This window comes from Rhodococcus sp. BH5, from assembly GCF_027583855.1.
GTDB classification, from domain to species: Bacteria; Actinomycetota; Actinomycetes; order Mycobacteriales; family Mycobacteriaceae; genus Rhodococcus_F; species Rhodococcus_F qingshengii.
In genome coordinates this window covers 131,961-147,987 of sequence record NZ_JAJHVW010000010.1, presented here as the reverse complement: position 1 = coordinate 147,987, position 16,027 = coordinate 131,961, and the positions used below count along the sequence as shown (strand labels likewise).

Below are 16,027 nucleotides of genomic sequence, written 5' to 3'. Positions count from 1 at the left end.
GACCCGGGGGCACAGTCGTAGCTGCGCATGTTCCGACGGTGTCGGGCAATCAGGTAACCGGCTGGTCGCCCGCTGGAGAGGTTTCGGCCGCCCGTGAACTGGATAAACCAACTGCAGACGACAACGACGTGTAGAGATGCCTGAAGCGTTCGCAGTGGATTGGCACTTATTCGGGGCTCGAGTTATCTTACTGCAAAGTAAGTGTTTGGTGTCGGAGTCGATTGGGGCTATGCCGACCTGAGTACAGGGATCGATATGCGGATGAACCTGGGGGCAGGTGTTCGGCGACGTCGTTGGGCGCGCGACGTATTCGCAGCCGCGACGGCATGTGCGCTGGCGATGTCCGCGTTGCTCTCGGTACAGATTTCAGCGTCGGCGTCCGAGCTGGACGAGTACGTGAATTTGCCCTTGGTGAATCGGAATGCCGAACACGGTCCGGGCGGTGTCCATCCCGCGTTGCCGACTGATCTCGGCACCTTGCAAGCCCTTGTGGAAGAAGCCCGCGCCAGTGGTCGCAGTCCGGAATCCTATGCGGCCTTGCTGTTTCAGTATCGATTGGTCGCTGCCACGGAAGCCGCCGGAATCGATCTCTCATCGTGGAATCCGCGCGCCGGAGTGTCGGCTAATCGCACGAACCTGGTGAAGTCGTACCGCTACTACGAGGATCTGCAACTCGGTCACCCGGAATTGCAGTGGGCGGGCATGGGCGGACAGGTTGGTGCGGACTTCGGCGGGGGACTGATCGACTTCGAACTGATGGCGGACATGTACTCGTTTCCGAATCTGCAATATGTTGCCAATTCGATAGTTTCTCAGGTCACGGATCAGGTTGGCGTGCAAGCGCTGAACCAATTGCCGGCAGGGCTGCGCGCACTCGCCGCGGTGGGCAGGAACGTCACGGCGGACGACTTGGATTATGTGCTGGGGATGATCCTGGTGATGCAGAAGAACATCTTCTCGGATCTGATGCCGATGCATCAGGCATACGTGGATGAAGGACTTCCCGCGCTGGAGGAAATGCAGAGTGCCGGATTGTTCGGTCAGGATGTCATGGACGCCTGGCGTGATGTAGCCTCCGGCGATTCGAATCGGATTGCACGTGGGAACGTAGCACTGCTCCAACGTGAGCAAGGGATGGTCATCCGCGACCAGTGGGATACCGTGAGCGCCTACAAAGGTGATGTGGGAGAGGCGATCACTTACGCATCGACTGTCGCCGGTTCACCTTCGGTCGCCGGCGTCGTACCGCCTCGCTCGTTTCGGTCTCTCGAGTTCGCGACGACACTGGCGGACGGACGCACCGCGACAGTGACACTGCCCCTCCCGGATTGGAACTGGTCGGTGTACGAGGACCGGTGGGACTACATCACCTCGCAGCTCTTGCCGAAGTACCGAGCGATGGTCGAAGAAGATTGGCCACGGCTCGTAGCCACATTGAGTGTTCCCTACGAAATTCAATTGGAGAGTCACCGCCCGATGATGAGCCTCCCACAAACTCTCGAATCGGCCCTCTCCAGTTTGAAAGTGACGGTTCAGTGATGTCGGGTGCCAGATTTCGAAGGTTTGCCCCGCTGGTAGCGCTGACCGTTGCGCTGGTTCTGCCTGCGACTGCTGGGGCCGAGGCCCCAGGCAGTGGTGTTCCAGACGATGCGCAAGCTCCGGCATCCCAGGAGTTTCGGACCGATACTCCCACTCTGGGAGAGATTTTCAACGGGTTCACGGTCGGTGCGCTCAGGTCGGGGGAGTTCGCGTCGGAAGACGAGATCTTCACTGCACTCACCGCGGAGGATCTGTTTTACGACGAGCCGGTGTTGACCGGCGCCGAGCGTCCCGGTGACCTCCTGAAGTCGAAGAAGGTGGATGTACTGTTCACGGGATACAAACCGGGACAGCTCGACGCCTACAAGATCATGTACGTCACAACCGGAATCGACGGTTCGACGCCGGTAGTGAGCACTGGAATCATGATGATCCCGATCGACGGAACACCGGCATCGGAGAAGAAAGTCATCAGCTACCAGGAGGCCAACGACAGCGTCGGCGGCTACTGTCATCCGAGTTCGCACTGGACGGGCGGCGATCCGCTGGACGGCGCCTCCTGGTCGGCGTTGGGTCCGCTGGCACTGATGTTCGGAAAAGGCTATGCCGTAGTGATATCCGACGTCGGGAACAACGGAGACCGTGATCCCCACGGCGTCTTCGCGGGTAAGTTCGCGGGGCACGCGCAGTTGGATGCTGTGCGCGCAGCATTTCAGCTGCAGGATTCCGAGCTGAATCCGGATGCGGAGATTGCGTTGTTCGGAATCGCTGGTGGTGGAGTCGGTACTGCATTCGCCGCCGAATCTGCGCAGTCCTACGCACCGGAACTCGACATCGTCTCGACAGTCCTCGAGGGCATGGTGATCAAGCCCCGAACATTCATGGAGACAACAGATTCCTCGGTCGGTGCCGGCTTCGGATTTGCGACGCTCCTTGGCCTCGAACCCTGGTACCCCGAGATGAAATTGAACGACAAGCTCAATCCCGTGGGCCGAGCGATTGCCGACGCGTACCGGGATGAGTGCCAGATGCCGGCGTACTTCACACTTCCGTTCGTACCGCTGGCGAGCCTTTTCGAGCCGGGGATCGATCCGATCACAGAACCCAGTTTCCAGCGCGCGTACGACGACAACGTACTGGGCCACGGTGCTCCGGCGTCGAAGGTATTGATAACGTCGTGCGCAAAGGACGACTCCCCGATGTCACTTGTACCGGCAGCTGATGCGCGAGAACTGGCGGACACGTACAGGAGTGGAGGGACCGACGTGAGCTACCAGCCCACCGACTGCAGTATGGACCGCGCATTCACGGATCCATACGGTTGGGGAACTGATCTGTTCGGAATGCAGACGATCGACTGGATAGCCCACAATTTCGACAACTGAGTGAAACTATCCGGTGACAGCGAGACGCAAACTCTGATGTCGGCGTACGAACATGCTGGGGACCCAACGGGGTGGGGATTCGGAATCGATTGTGAAGTGCGCACTGTTTTCGAGAAGGACTGCGATCGCGGTCTTTGCTTCCAGGCGAGCCAGCGCGGCCCCGACACAAAAATGGGCTCCTTTGCCGAAGGCGAAATGCGCTCGGGGATTGACTCTGTCGAGGTTCATCACCTGTGGTTCGACGAACGACTCGGGGTCGCGGTTCGCCGAACCCCACAGCAGTATGAGATGACTGCCGGCGGGTAGTGCCAATCCACCGAGTGTCGTGTCCGCGTTGACATGTCGGTGATGTCCGCGAAAGGGTGACTCGAGCCTGAGCGTTTCTTCCAGGAACGCGCCCACGAGTAGAGGGTCCTCGCGCAGCTGCGTCTGAATCTCAGGGCGCTCGGCGAGCAACCGTGCAGAGTTGGCGATCAGTCCGGCGGTCGATTCGCCACCCGCACCGACGAGTTGCACCAACATCAGCACGGCCACGTCTTCGCTGAGTTCGCCTGCGTCACAGCAACGGACGAGGTCTCCGAGTAGATCATCCACCGGGTGAGCCCGTGCCTCACGAAACTTGCTGTAGAGGTACCCGGTGAGTTCGGCCGCCGAGGTGACGACGCCTGTCAACCGTTCTGCGGTCACGATGCCGCTGAGAAGTTCGGTGCTGTCGTACGACCACGCCAGCAATTGGGGGACGTCGTGTGCCGGCAGGCCGATCAGCGTGGCAACCATCTGCAGCGGCAGCGTGTCCGCTATCGACGTGACCCATTCGATCCGTCGACCGTCGAAGCCGTTGTCCCACAACTGCTGCGTGTACTCGGTCATCACCGGCTCGAGTGCTCGTATACGTTTGGCGACCAGTGTCGGCAAGACAAGTTTGCGCTGGTGTTGATGGTCGGGCTCGTCGGCAGTCGCGAGAACGTGAACAGCTTGGCCGCCGCCGTTCATGTCGAAGGTCATTGCCGAACCGTCCGGTGTACGAACCAGCACGCCGGTGAGGTTGTTGGAGAAGTCGTCGGTACGGGAAACGGCTTCGGTGACCAATTCCCACGTGGACACCAGATAGAAGTCGGTATCAGGAATGCGGTACACGGGGTGCTCGCGCCGGAGTACGGCGTATAGCGGGTACGGGTCGTCGATGTTCGACGGCAGGAAAGGGTTGATGTCGAGCGTCGATGGTGTCACGAAGGGAAGATTTCACGGCCGTCGAGGAGAAGTCAACAGGTGGAAAATGCCTCTGAACTGGCATTTTGAGAAAATCTCACGCACTTCAACCCCCCTCGTACTTCTCCCAGTTCAGAGGCTCGCGGCCTTCCGTAGCCTTGAGATTTCTGATTGAATCTGTCTCAGAGTGAGACGAGGTTACGGAGAGTGGCCGGTGCAAACGAGCGTCGCGCCGCCGACTGGTTGGCCGGCGGTAACCGCCGTGAACTCGCAACCGAGCGCATCTTCGCGGCTGCGGCGGAGCTGATTCGAGAACAGGGATTCGATCGGTTCAATGCCGACGACGTCGCTGCCCGCGCAGGCTGTTCGAGGGCAACGCTCTACCGCTACGTAGGTGGCAAGTCCGCGATCCGCGAGGGGTTGTTGTCACGAGGCGCGGCATCCGTGGCGAGCCAGGTCGCGACTGCCGTCGAATCACTGCACGGCGACGAGCGCATCGTGGAGTCGATCCTCGTCGCCGTCGACGCGATCAGATCCGACGCTGCCATGAGCCACGGCCTTGCGGCGGCGCGGGCCAACGGAATCGACGAGTATCTCGTGTCCTCGCCGTTGCTGCCGCGTACTGCGCTGGAACTTGCGGGCTTGGATCCTGAAGGTCAAGAGTCGCAGTGGGTGGTTCGGATCGTGTTGATGCTCTTGGCATGGCCTCTCGCAGACAGGGCCGCCGAACGACGGATGGTCGAGTCGTTCATCTACTCCTGAGCGGGATTCCGTGTTCGTGAACGGTGCATCGGATCGTCGCTGCTGTAGACGGTTCGGTTCATTGCTTCATTCCTCGGCTCGGTACTCTGAGCTTGTCCGCTGCCGCGAAGGAGAGAGTCACGATGGTCGTACGCAGGCCCCGCGACCGTAAGCAGCAGATTCTTGCGGCTGCAGGTGAGCTTTTCCGTGAGCACGGTTATCACAACGTGTCTGTCGCTCAGGTGGCTGCTGCAGTTGGAATCACGGCACCTGCGCTCTATAGGCACTTCAAGAACAAGCCGGATCTCCTTTACGCCGCGGTCAACGCAGGCATCGAATCGCTCTACGATCGGGTCGCAGGTGCCGAGGATCTGAAAACACTGATCACCGAACTTGCGGCATCGGTGTCCAAACGTCGGGGTCTGTCGCTCCTGTGGCAGCGAGAGGCACGCTATCTGCCTGACAAGCAACGTGAGGAAATGCGTTCGACCCTCAAGAGTGCAGCTTCGCGCGATGCAGCGCTGATCCGAATTGAGCGTCCCGACCTCGACGAGGAAGACAGCTATCTGCTCGCCTGGGCTGTCATCGCAGTCTTCAACAGTGTGTCTTCGCATCGAGTGTCCTTGCCGAGGCGTCAGATGGAACTGCTGCTTGTCGAGTTGGCAGACCGCGCTGCATACGCGGAACTGGGTCGCTCAGAAGTGAAAGTCGTGGCGGCAACGGGTCACCTGCCCGTTGTGATACCCAGACGTGAACTCTTGTTGACCGAAGCAATTCGGCTGTTCGACGAGCGTGGATATCAAGCAGTCAATACCGAGGACATCGGTGAGGCTGCAGGGACGACAGGCCCGAATGTGTACAACCACTTCGATGCCAAGATCGACCTGCTGATCTCTGCGGTCTCGAGGGGCGGCGAGCGTCGCCGGCTCGGCGTTGCACAGGCTCTCGGCGCCGCAACCGGCCCGGAGGACGCGCTGTCCGGATTGCTTGCCGCACATATCGATTTCGCGATCAACGAGCGTCATTTGATCGGGTTGTTGATCAGCGAACTCGACCAATTACCGGACAAGTTCCGCCGCACGTGTGAACAGAATCAACGTGAGTACGTCGCGCTATGGGTCAAGATGCTCGAAGAAGTCCGTCCGGGCCTCGAGTCCGCCACCGCCAGGATCACCGTCAATGCCACTTTGACAGTTGTGGAGAACGCCGTCCGAATCGGCCGGCTTCGCCGTCGCGACGACCTGTCGGACAGACTCTTCGAGATCGGCTGCGCCCTGCTGCTGGGCGCATGAAAAATTCGGGTAAGCGCCACGGGCGGCGGATCGACTCACGAAACTGATCGGAGACGTCATGCGTTTCGACGCAACAGAACTGACGATCGAGGAGCTTGCTCTTCAGGCTGAAGTGCGGGAGTACCTCGACAAGCGACTCACCCCCGGTACCTACTCGCTCGGACTCGGGATGGCCGGAGCGGTGGATCCGGTGTTCTCGCGAGATCTGGGTCGACGTGGGTGGCTCGGCATGTCGCTGCCGAAGGAATACGGCGGGGGCGGACGGTCAGCAGTGGATCGACTGGTCGTCGTCGAAGAACTTCTCGCGCGGGGAGCGCCGGTCGGCTATCACTGGATCGGAGACAGACAGTCGGGTCCGAGCATCGCCGCCAACGGCACGGAAGAACAGAAGCGGTACTTCCTTCCCGGTATCGCGAGCGGTGAGTTCTCGTTCTCGATCGGGATGAGTGAGCCCGACTCGGGTTCGGACCTGGCATCGGTGCGCACTCGCGCCGAACGTGTCGATGGTGGCTGGAAAGTCAACGGCACCAAGATCTGGACCACCGGCGCCTTCCATGCCACACACATACTCGCCCTGCTTCGAACCTCGGCAGACAAGCACAACGGACTCACTCAGCTGATCGTCGATCGCGACAGCGAGGGTCTGACCGTCTCACCCATTCCGTTCATCGACGGTAGTGAGGACTTCTGCGAGGTGTCGTTCCAGGATGTTTTCGTGCCGGATTCGCGTCGCCTCGGAGACGTCGGAGCGGGCTGGGGACAAAACACCGGTGAACTCGCACTCGAGCGAGGTGGCGTCGACCGTTGGATGTCGCTGATGCCGGTCCTCGAGAACTTCGCGGCCAACCAAGCAGCGCAAGGCGGTCCAGCTGCTCTCGCCGATCTGGGCTCGATTACCGCACGCTGCTGGGCTTTTCGCGGGATGTCGCTGTCCATCGCACGGATGGTCGACGCCGGTCGCTCGCCGGTCACGGAGGCCGCGCTGATCAAGGAGATGGCAACACGCTTCGAACAGGACTGTGTTGCGACCGTCGCGCGGCACCTCGGCCGGGCTCCGGACCTTGCATCCGACGATCCGTACGAGTCGCTGCTCGCCCGGGCCGTGCTGGTGGCGCCGTCGTGGTCGATTCGCGGCGGTACCAACGAAATTCTCCGCACCGTGATCATGAAAGGGTTGGACCGATGAATTCGGGGTCACAGATCAACGCGAACACATTCGACGCCGACCTCGAATCGATGGTCGAGCAATTTTTCGCCGAGAAGTCCGGCATCGAGGTGGTAGCGCAGGCGGAGATCGGCGGTCTGCCCGCCGGATTATGGAGCGCGGCAGTCGAACTAGGGTTACCTCTGGTCGGTCTTCCCGAATCGGTTGGTGGTTCCGGTGGCTCGCTCCTCGACGCCGTGACTGTCCAGCGCGCGGCGGCGAGGCACGCTGCGCCGCTGCCGCTCGCCGAGACGTACCTCGCGGGCAGGCTGGCAACAGCGGGCGGGTTACCCGTGCCCTCCGGAATCGCAACGGTCGCCCCGGGTTCGCCGCGCGACGATGTGCGCCGGACCGACGACGGTGTCCTCTCGGGAACCTTTCACGACGTGCCGTGGGGTAGCGCTGCATCAGTGCTGGCAGCAGTTCTCGGTGATCGCGTCGTACTCCTTGACATCTCCGACGCCGAGATCGGTGGCGGGACGGATCTTGCGGGGCAACCGCGTGAGAGCCTGACGTTCTCCGAAGCGCGGACCATTGACGGCGACAACCCGGTCGATGCCCGGATTCTCAGCAAGCTCGGCGCGTTCTTGCGCTCGGTGCAGATGTCGGGAGCGATGGAGTCGGCGTCGACGTTGACCCGGCGCTATGTGTCCGACCGGGTGCAATTCGGTAGGCCCGTCGCGCAGTTTCAAGCAGTCCAGCAGCATATCGTGACGCTTGCTCAGATGGCTTCGATGTCCACGCTGGCCGTCGATCGCACTGCACATGCACTCATCAGAGGCGACGCCGACTTCGAAGTGAGCGCAACCAAATTGGTGGTTTCGCAGAATGCGCTCGTGAGCGTCCGCGCCGCCCACCAGGCACACGGTGCAATCGGCATGACCCGCGAATACCGATTGCAACAACTGACGCGTCGACTGCACGCCTGGCGATCGGAGTTCGGCGACGAAATCGCGAGTGCGACGCAACTAGGAGAGGCCGTAGCGGCGTCGCCGTCACTGCACCGCTTGATCACCGACCCAGAACCGACATTGAAGCTGTAATCCTGACCGTCGTAAAGGATTACGTTGCGTTGCAACGAAGATCGCGCTTCAGCACCTTGCCTGCTGCCGACAGCGGCAATGCATCGACGAATTGGAAGGTGCGCGGAGATTTGTATCCGGCTATCAGCGTTTTCACGTGAGCGCGCAGTTCGTCGGCGTCGGCGTCGAAACCATGCCGAAGGACGACCACGGCATGGACACGCTCGCCCCACTGGGCATCGGGCAGACCGATCACGGAACAGGCAGCGACGGATTCGTGTTGTGCCAGAGCGTTTTCGACCTCGGTGGAGTAGACGTTCTCGCCACCGGTGACGATCATGTCCTTGATGCGATCGACGATGAACAGGTAACCGCGGGCGTCGAGGTATCCGGCGTCGCCGGTATGCATCCACCCGTCGCGGAGCACTTCTGCGGTCTCCTTCGGTTTGTTCCAGTATCCGCGCATGACGTGGCTGCCGAACGTGACGATTTCGCCCACCTTGCCGGGTGGGAGTTCCGAGCCGGCCGGGTCGACGATTTTCACCTCGCAATGAGGGAGCGCGCGACCAGCGCTGCGGAGGAGATCACCACCTTCGAGGTGATCGGCTGGACTCAGCATGCTGATGTGCGCGGTTTCAGTCATCCCGTAGCCCTGAGCGAAGGAACTGTTGGGGAACATTTGCATGACCTGTCCGAGAAGCGTCGGAGATATGGGCGAGGCGCCGTATCTCAGGATCCTGACGCTGGACAGATCGTAGGTGGTTGCGTCTTCGCCCGTTTCGTTTTTGTGGGCGACCAACATCTGGAGCATTGTCGGCACCAGATCCACGGTTGTCGGGCGATAGCGGTCCACGGCCTCGAGGAACGTCCGTGGGCTGAAGTTCGGTACGAAGACCTGGGTTCCACCCATCAGCGACTGAGCCAACCATCCGACTATCCCGGCAATGTGAAACAGAGGGTTCACCGCGAGGTTCGTTCCGTTGCTGATTGCCACGCCGCCTGCCGCGAGAGTGCCCAGCGCCGAGGTCATCAGCGCTTGATGGCTGATCATCACGCCCTTCGGCACTCCGGTGGTCCCGCCGGTGTAGAGAAGTAGTGCAAGCGTGTCGCCGCCGACGCGCAGATCGTCGACCGGAATCGCCTCCGCGATCACCCGTTCGTAGTCGAGCATTCCGTCCGGAACTCGGTCGTTGCCGCAGTAGACGACAGTGGTCAGGCCTGGACACGCCTCGCGAAGGGTAGATCCGACGGAAGCAAAATTCTCGTCCACGAGTAATACCGTCGACCCTGAATCTTCCAGGGCGTACCTGATTTCCGCCGTGCTCCAGCGAGAATTGACCGGACTGGCCACTGCTCCGAACCACCAGCAGGCCAGGAGCGCCTCGTGGTAGTAGTCGGAGTTCGATGCCAAGATCGCGACTCTGTCACCGGTGCGCAGGCCTAACGTCTCCAGCCCGCCCGCGAGCCTCTTGATCCGCTCGACCGATTCGCGAGACGTGCGCACTCGGCCATCGGAGATCGTCATCACCGCTTCGGGCGACGCTCGTAGGGATCGGTGAACGAATTGAGTCAGCTGCATGCGATTCCTCCTGCGAGTGTGCGGCGAGTGCTCTGACTCGGATCAGTTCCGGCACTGATGCTATTGGCCTGACAATTGCCCTCACCCACCGCCTGAAATCATGCCCCACTCCGGTGCAATCTAGACGATTGTCCAGTTAACTCTGACGATTCCATCCTGCCGTGGGGTGATTTCTGCGAGAGTGTCGAACATGCGAGCAATCCTGGTAGCCGGTATGAGTGCGTTCGTGGCGGTCGTCTCGGCGCCCTCTGCCGGCGCCGAAACGACTACGAACCAAGTGCGCTCGTTTTCCGAGACCACGTCAGTCGGGGTCCACAATTCCTACGAGAAGGCGACGTTTCCGTACTTCGCCGACGCTTTGGATTCCGGGGCGTCGTTGCTCGAGCTGGACCTGTGGACCAACGGGGGCGGTCCGGACTGGCTTGTGTCGCACATGAATCCGGTGGCGAGCGAGAGCAACTGCGTCGGCGCTCAGGACGCATCCGGGTTGCGAAGCGGTCTACGAGATCAGGGATTCCGTGGATGCCTGGCAGATATGCGGGCGTGGCACGAGGCCAATCCCGAGCACCCGCCGGTGATGATCAAGTTGGAAATCAAGGACGGGTTCACTGCCGGGTACGGACGTGGGCCCGCGGATCTCGACGCCCTGATTCTCGGGACACTCGGAGACGCGGTTTTCACGCCGGCCGATTTGATGGGGGAGTCCTACTCCACCCCGGATGCCGCCGTCACCGAGCGTGGATGGCCGAGCAATTCCGAAATGACCGGGAAATTTCTGTTCGAGCTGATACCGGGAACGATCGAGGAGGGAAACCCTCTCGATACGGAGTGGACGGACCGGCAGTATGCGACGCACCTGCGAGATCTGTCCTCCGCCGGGCTCGCCGAACTCGGCGCCGCCTTTCCCGCTGTTCACCGTGCATCACCGGGAGACCCACGTCTCGACCGCTATACCGACCCGGGGATCCGTCCGTGGTTCGTGATTTTCGACGGCGACGCTCTCGACTACACCGCCGGAGTCGTGGATCCGAGTTGGTACCACGATCGCGGCTACCTGCTCGTCATGACCGACGCGCACAAGGTCGCTCCGCAGATCGACGGAACCCATGCCACCGAAACCGAGGCGAGCGAGCGTCTCGACCTGTTGGCCGGGCAGCACGCAAGTTACATCACCGCGGACTGGTCGAGGTTGCCGAACGTACTGTCCACCGTGGTGCCGCGTCGGTGATTTTCGAATGGCCGGATCGTGAAGAGCGAGATCTGACGGGCGGCAATTCTCAGGAACAGGGTGCAGGATGGGTTCATGCGCACTGTCACGTGGAATCCCGAAGTCTACGGCCGCTATTCGGGTGAGCGGTCACGCCCGTTCGTGGACCTGGTGTCACGGGTGGCCACCGAAGACCCGACGCGGGTAGCCGACCTCGGCTGCGGATCAGGCACCCTGACCGCGATGCTCGGGGAAAGATGGCCGGACGCCTCGGTATCCGGATTCGACTCGTCTCCCGAAATGGTCGCGCAGGCCCCGACAGACCTACCGGGAAACGTCACCGTCGAGTTGGGGGACATCATGTCCTTCGACGCCACCGGTTACGACGTGGTCGTCAGTAACGCTGCATTGCAGTGGGTTCCGAGCCATCGCGAGCTGATCGACCAGTGGGCGGACACCCTGGAATCCGGATCGTGGCTGGCGTGGCAGGTGCCGGGTAACTTCGATGCTCCGTCCCATGCGCTCATGCGAGATCTCGCGGAATCAGCGGAATGGAGTGAGCGACTGGGTGGCGTCCTACGCGGCCCGGAAGGCGTCGACAGTCCAGTTCAGTACGCGCAGCGTCTCCAAGAACACGGATTCGACGTCGACGCCTGGGAGACGACGTACGTACACGTGCTGGCAGGTGCCGACCCGGTGCTCGGATGGGTACGGGGGACGGGGTTACGGCCCGTGCTCGACGTTCTCGGCGAAGCTGACGCTCCGGAGTTCGAGCGTCAGTATTCCGATCTGCTGCGGGAGGCCTACCCCGCAACAGCCGCCGGAACGCTCTTTCCGTTCCGGCGAGTGTTCTGCGTCGGACGCAAGCGGTAACTACTCGGCTGGGTTGCGGTCAGCCGATCACTGCGCGGTGACAAAGCCTTCCGAGACCAGCCAGTCGCGGGCCACGTCCGCCGGCTCCTTGCCGTCGACGTCGACCTGCCGGTTGAGTTCGGTCATCACCTCGTTGGTCAGTCGCTCCGAGATCGGTGCCATGACTTCTGCTACCTGCGGATGTGCTTCCGCGAAGTCCTTTTTCATTACCAGTGCCGGATTGTATTTCGGGAAGAACTGGAGATCGTCGTCGAGCAGAACGAGATCGAGTGCGATGATGCGACCGTCGGTGGTGAACACCTCGCCGAACTTGCACTGATCGCCATCGGCTGTCGCCTGGTAGATGATGCCGGTCTGCAGGATCTGGCGTTGGGCACGAGAGGCGTCGAAACCGTATTTCGCTGCCAGGCCGGGATATCCGTCCTGGCGGACGTTGAACTCGGTCTCGACGCATGTCACCGCAGCTCCGGGATCGGATTCGACCAACTTCGCGTAGTCGGAAACGGTCTTGACACCGGTCTTCTCAGCGGTCTCCTTGCTCATCGCCAATGCATACGTATTGTTCATCGGCGCCGGATCGGTCCACACCATGTCGTTCGCAGCAAGGTCCGCATCGCGGACGGCCTCGAACTGCGCCTGCGAATCGGGAAGCGGTGTCTCGTTGCCGAGGTAGTTGATCCAGCCGGTTCCGGTGTATTCGTACGCAAGATCGATCTGGCCGTTCAACTGTGCGTCACGGGTGCTGTTCGAGCCCTGGATGTTCGTGAGGTCTCGAACATCCGCGCCCGCAGCGGCCATCGCGAATTCGATGACGTACCCGAGCACGATCTGCTCGGTGAAGTCCTTGGAGCCGACGGTCATCTTCACACCCTCGAGCTCCGGAACCGGCGCGATGCTGCCGGGGCCGACGGCCAGGGGCAGTGCGCCACCGGACTCGAGACCACACGAAGCGACAAGTGTGAGGCCGATCGTGGCAACCGCGAGTTTCCAGCCCCACGTTCTGGTGATCGAAGTCTTGGTCATCGCAATCCCTTGGGCCCGAGATAAGTTTCGGCGAGCGCGCCGAGCCAGTCGATCAGCAAGGCCAACGACACCGCCAGTACGGCACCGACCACGAGGGTGACGTTGTCGCGGAGCTTGTATCCGGTGTCGATCAGAATGCCGAGTCCGCCGGCACTGACCAGGAAGCACAGCGTCGCGGTACCGACGGCCAGAACGAGCGAAGTACGCAGTCCTGCAAGGATGTACGGGACGGCCATCGGGAATTCGAGTTGACGCAAAACCGTGAGCGAAGACATTCCCTGCCCGCGCCCCGCATCGATAAAGGTCTTGTCCACTTGCTGGTAGCCGAGGATGGTGTTGCGCAGCACCGGGAGCAACGAATAGAACGCGATGGGAAACACGCCGATCCAGAAGCCCGTCGTTCTTGTCGCGAGATAGAACAGCACGAGCAGGCCGATAGCAGGCGCTGCGGCTCCGATGTTGGCTATCCCCACGAAGAACGGTGCCAGGCGGGTGAATTTCGGCCTGGTCAGCAGGGTTCCCAGTGGAACCGCGATGGCGACGACGATGATGACCACGGCGGCCGTGATCAGTACGTGCTGCCAGGTCAGTGTGACGATGTTGTCGAGGTTGATGCTCGCCTTCTGCGTCGCGTTGAGATCTCGGCTGAATGCCCAGATCAACACGCCCGCAACCAGGATCAGGACGATGACCGGCTGCACATACAGTCGCATCCGTTCCGCACGGCGCGTGGCGGCGTTCTCGGCCGCACCCAGATCGGGGGCGTCCGGTTCCATCTCAGGCGCGGAGACGCGCTCCTCTGTCGTGGCAGTCATGTTCAACCCTCGACGTTCTCGGTGTCTGGCTCTTCGTCGTGGTCGTGCGCATGCTCCTCGCGCATCTCGGAGAGATGGCTGACCAGTGTGTCGATGGTGATGAGACCGACGTACTCGCCACGCCGTCCGGTGACCACGGTGGACGCATTGCTCTCTGCGAGAAGAGCTTCCAACGCATCCTGCAGGGTGGACTGGATGGACACGGCTTCGCCGATCTCGTTACCGACACCTCGAAGAGTCGACGCATGGGCGAGGTGGCCGGGCGAGACCCAGCGAAGCGGCCGTCCGCGCTGATCGAGAATCAGGGCCCACTTCCACTTACGCGCTGCGAGTGCGGTTCTCAAATCATCGACCGAATCGGTTTCGCGGGCGGTGAGGCACTGCTTGAGTTTGATCTGGCGCACGCGTGTCAGGGTCAGTTGCTTGAGCGAGGCGTCCGCCCCGACAAATCCGGCGACCATGTCGTTTGCGGGATTGGCGAGAATCGCTTCCGGAGTGTCGTACTGCATGATGCTGGACTGATTGCCCAGCACGGCAATACGGTCACCGAGTTTGACTGCCTCGTTGAAATCGTGCGTGACGAAGACAATGGTCTTACCCAACTCCGACTGCAGACGCATCAGTTCGTCCTGGAGCAGGCCGCGGGTGATCGGATCGACGGCACCGAAAGGTTCGTCCATCAACAGCACCGGAGGATCGGCAGCCAGCGCCCGCGCCACGCCCACACGCTGTTGCTGCCCACCGGACAATTGGCGAGGGTAGCGGTCCCTATAGGTATCGGGATCGAGGCCTACGAGGTCGAGCATCTCGTCGGTGCGCGCTGCGATACGTTTCTTGTCCCAACCGATCAGACCCGGGACGGTCGCGACGTTCTTCGCAATCGTGAAGTGCGGGAACAAGCCTGCCTGCTGGATCGAGTACCCGATGCCACGGCGGAGCTTGTCCGGGTCGATCGACAGCGCGTCCTTGCCGTCGATGGTGATCTTGCCGGAGGTAGGTTCGATCAGTCGGTTGATCATGCGCATCGTCGTTGTTTTGCCGCAACCCGAAGGTCCGACGAAGACCACGATTTCACCGGCCGGAACAGTCAGCGAAACATTGTCCACCGCTGCAGCTTTCTGGCCCGGGTACCGCTTGGTGACGGACTCCAGGACGATCTCGACCCCGGATACCTTCTGATCTGTGGATACGTCAGACGGAATGGTTTCAGTCATTGCAGCCCCTTCGAAGTAGTGAGACGACCGATGACGACGTAGATTCCGTCGAGAATCAGAGCGAGAATGACGATCAGTACGGTGCCGACCAGCGCTTGCGGAACAGCATTCGGGCTACCGACACGCGAGAGTCCGGAGAAGATCAGGTTTCCCAGACCAGGACCTTTGGCGTACGCCGCGATGGCGAGGATGCCCATGAGCATCTGTGTACTGACCCGCATGCCGGTGAGGATCGACGGCCACGCGATCGGTAGCTCGATTCGACTCAGTACGTGCATGCGATTCATTCCGACACCGCGGGCTGCGTCCGTGATCGCCGGGTTGACTGCATCCAGACCGATGATCGTGTTCCGAATGATCGGGAGCAGGGCATACAAGATCAACGCGGTGATCGTGGGAGCGACGCCGAGACCGAGAATCGGAATGAGCAGTCCGAGGAGGGCGAATGAAGGAACCGTCAGGATCGTGCTGGCCAACGCCGTAGCGATGGAGGATCCCGCCGGGCTCCGGTAGACGAGAATGCCGATGATCACGGCGGCAATCGTCGCGATGATCACGGACTGGATAACTGCTGAAACATGTAGGTACGAGTCGGTCATCAATTGTTGTCGTCGTGCAACGACAAAATCCCATAGGGCGCCCATATTTCCGAACCCACTTTCTTCGGACTTCTGCTCGCTCGAACGTCTTCCCTCGACACCGACCGGCGCACAAGGGCTTTCCCCGCAGCCTCCGTAGGCCGAGGGGTTTCCCTCGACTGTCGTCCAAAAACTGAGATACTGCAACTAATTCCGATTGCAGCGTGTCGGATGTTGTTCTGGACGTGAGATTTTGCGAGACGCGGGTATGTACCCACTGCGAGCAGAGTTGAAACGCGCTGGAGATGGCAAAGCGGGAGAGTTCCGCAGAACTCTCCCGCATTGC

The 16,027-nt window shown here is 61.2% G+C and carries 14 protein-coding genes; 8 read left to right on the top strand and 6 right to left on the bottom strand.

Features of this window, described 5'->3' with window-relative positions; translation table 11 throughout:
- The first annotated feature begins 255 nt into the window (after nt 1-255).
- Nucleotides 256-1,539, top strand: a complete 1,284-nt coding sequence (locus RhoBH5_RS23970; protein WP_270008871.1) for a hypothetical protein — start codon at nt 256-258, stop codon at nt 1,537-1,539.
- Nucleotides 1,539-2,924 carry a lipase family protein gene (locus RhoBH5_RS23965; protein ID WP_442972472.1) on the top strand — a complete coding sequence of 462 codons (1,386 nt, stop codon included), beginning with the start codon at nt 1,539-1,541 and terminating at the stop codon, nt 2,922-2,924. The genes RhoBH5_RS23970 and RhoBH5_RS23965 overlap by 1 nt, the downstream gene beginning before the upstream one ends.
- A gap of 6 nt (nt 2,925-2,930) precedes the next feature.
- Here the strand turns inward: RhoBH5_RS23965 and RhoBH5_RS23960 are convergent, their stop codons facing one another.
- A complete protein-coding gene (locus RhoBH5_RS23960; protein WP_270008869.1) occupies nt 2,931-4,154 on the bottom strand; it encodes a cytochrome P450 in 1,224 nt (407 codons plus the stop codon).
- 186 nt (nt 4,155-4,340) lie between these two features.
- On the opposite strand from RhoBH5_RS23960, the gene RhoBH5_RS23955 reads away from it, so the two are divergent.
- The 4 genes from RhoBH5_RS23955 (at nt 4,341) to RhoBH5_RS23940 (ending at nt 8,413) form a co-directional block, all read left to right on the top strand.
- On the top strand, nt 4,341-4,895 hold the full coding sequence (locus RhoBH5_RS23955) for a TetR/AcrR family transcriptional regulator (protein ID WP_270008868.1): 555 nt from the start codon (nt 4,341-4,343) through the stop codon (nt 4,893-4,895).
- Between the two features lie 122 nt (nt 4,896-5,017).
- On the top strand, nt 5,018-6,166 hold the full coding sequence (locus RhoBH5_RS23950) for a TetR/AcrR family transcriptional regulator (protein ID WP_172403437.1): 1,149 nt from the start codon (nt 5,018-5,020) through the stop codon (nt 6,164-6,166).
- A 58-nt stretch (nt 6,167-6,224) separates the two neighbouring features.
- Nucleotides 6,225-7,352 carry an acyl-CoA dehydrogenase family protein gene (locus RhoBH5_RS23945; RefSeq protein WP_021332062.1) on the top strand — a complete coding sequence of 376 codons (1,128 nt, stop codon included), beginning with the start codon at nt 6,225-6,227 and terminating at the stop codon, nt 7,350-7,352.
- Complete coding sequence (locus tag RhoBH5_RS23940) at nt 7,349-8,413, top strand: acyl-CoA dehydrogenase family protein (RefSeq protein WP_083056759.1); 1,065 nt, start codon at nt 7,349-7,351, stop codon at nt 8,411-8,413. The genes RhoBH5_RS23945 and RhoBH5_RS23940 overlap by 4 nt, the downstream gene beginning before the upstream one ends.
- 19 nt (nt 8,414-8,432) lie before the next feature.
- Here RhoBH5_RS23940 and RhoBH5_RS23935 read toward each other — a convergent pair whose 3' ends face one another.
- Nucleotides 8,433-9,971, bottom strand: a complete 1,539-nt coding sequence (locus tag RhoBH5_RS23935; protein WP_270008867.1) for an acyl-CoA synthetase — start codon at nt 9,969-9,971, stop codon at nt 8,433-8,435.
- Nucleotides 9,972-10,161: 190 nt separating this feature from the next.
- Here RhoBH5_RS23935 and RhoBH5_RS23930 point away from each other — a divergent pair, with 190 nt between their 5' ends.
- Together RhoBH5_RS23930 and RhoBH5_RS23925 are read left to right on the top strand one after the other, a co-directional pair.
- A complete protein-coding gene (locus RhoBH5_RS23930) occupies nt 10,162-11,199 on the top strand; it encodes a phosphatidylinositol-specific phospholipase C domain-containing protein (protein ID WP_270008866.1) in 1,038 nt (345 codons plus the stop codon).
- A gap of 75 nt (nt 11,200-11,274) precedes the next feature.
- On the top strand, nt 11,275-12,051 hold the full coding sequence (locus RhoBH5_RS23925; protein ID WP_030535206.1) for a trans-aconitate 2-methyltransferase: 777 nt from the start codon (nt 11,275-11,277) through the stop codon (nt 12,049-12,051).
- Nucleotides 12,052-12,078: 27 nt separating this feature from the next.
- On the opposite strand, the gene RhoBH5_RS23920 is transcribed toward RhoBH5_RS23925, so the two are convergent.
- From RhoBH5_RS23920 to RhoBH5_RS23905, 4 genes are read right to left on the bottom strand one after another with little or no spacing between them, the layout of a single operon-like run.
- Nucleotides 12,079-13,074, bottom strand: coding sequence for a glycine betaine ABC transporter substrate-binding protein (locus RhoBH5_RS23920; protein WP_065455243.1), 996 nt, complete (start codon nt 13,072-13,074; stop codon nt 12,079-12,081).
- Nucleotides 13,071-13,889: an ABC transporter permease gene (locus tag RhoBH5_RS23915; protein ID WP_442972471.1), complete on the bottom strand. Its 819-nt coding sequence runs from the start codon at nt 13,887-13,889 to the stop codon at nt 13,071-13,073. The genes RhoBH5_RS23920 and RhoBH5_RS23915 overlap by 4 nt, the downstream gene beginning before the upstream one ends.
- Nucleotides 13,890-13,891: 2 nt before the next feature.
- Nucleotides 13,892-15,103, bottom strand: coding sequence for an ATP-binding cassette domain-containing protein (locus RhoBH5_RS23910; RefSeq protein WP_007731456.1), 1,212 nt, complete (start codon nt 15,101-15,103; stop codon nt 13,892-13,894).
- On the bottom strand, nt 15,100-15,747 hold the full coding sequence (locus RhoBH5_RS23905; protein WP_019745160.1) for an ABC transporter permease: 648 nt from the start codon (nt 15,745-15,747) through the stop codon (nt 15,100-15,102). Before RhoBH5_RS23905 ends, RhoBH5_RS23910 begins: the two co-directional genes overlap by 4 nt.
- Nucleotides 15,748-16,027 lie beyond the last annotated feature (280 nt).

Excerpts from the sequence above, each read along its gene's own strand:
- RhoBH5_RS23950 (WP_172403437.1), top strand. The coding sequence starts at position 5,018 with ATGGTCGTACGCAGGCCCCGCGACCGTAAGCAGCAGATTCTTGCGGCT.
- RhoBH5_RS23910 (WP_007731456.1), bottom strand. The coding sequence starts at position 15,103 with ATGACTGAAACCATTCCGTCTGACGTATCCACAGATCAGAAGGTATCC.
- RhoBH5_RS23935 (WP_270008867.1), bottom strand. The coding sequence starts at position 9,971 with ATGCAGCTGACTCAATTCGTTCACCGATCCCTACGAGCGTCGCCCGAA.
- RhoBH5_RS23930 (WP_270008866.1), top strand. The coding sequence starts at position 10,162 with ATGCGAGCAATCCTGGTAGCCGGTATGAGTGCGTTCGTGGCGGTCGTC.
- RhoBH5_RS23920 (WP_065455243.1), bottom strand. The coding sequence starts at position 13,074 with ATGACCAAGACTTCGATCACCAGAACGTGGGGCTGGAAACTCGCGGTT.
- RhoBH5_RS23940 (WP_083056759.1), top strand. The coding sequence starts at position 7,349 with ATGAATTCGGGGTCACAGATCAACGCGAACACATTCGACGCCGACCTC.
- RhoBH5_RS23970 (WP_270008871.1), top strand. The coding sequence starts at position 256 with ATGCGGATGAACCTGGGGGCAGGTGTTCGGCGACGTCGTTGGGCGCGC.
- RhoBH5_RS23915 (WP_442972471.1), bottom strand. The coding sequence starts at position 13,889 with ATGACTGCCACGACAGAGGAGCGCGTCTCCGCGCCTGAGATGGAACCG.
- RhoBH5_RS23925 (WP_030535206.1), top strand. The coding sequence starts at position 11,275 with ATGCGCACTGTCACGTGGAATCCCGAAGTCTACGGCCGCTATTCGGGT.
- RhoBH5_RS23965 (WP_442972472.1), top strand. The coding sequence starts at position 1,539 with ATGTCGGGTGCCAGATTTCGAAGGTTTGCCCCGCTGGTAGCGCTGACC.
- RhoBH5_RS23945 (WP_021332062.1), top strand. The coding sequence starts at position 6,225 with ATGCGTTTCGACGCAACAGAACTGACGATCGAGGAGCTTGCTCTTCAG.
- RhoBH5_RS23905 (WP_019745160.1), bottom strand. The coding sequence starts at position 15,747 with ATGGGCGCCCTATGGGATTTTGTCGTTGCACGACGACAACAATTGATG.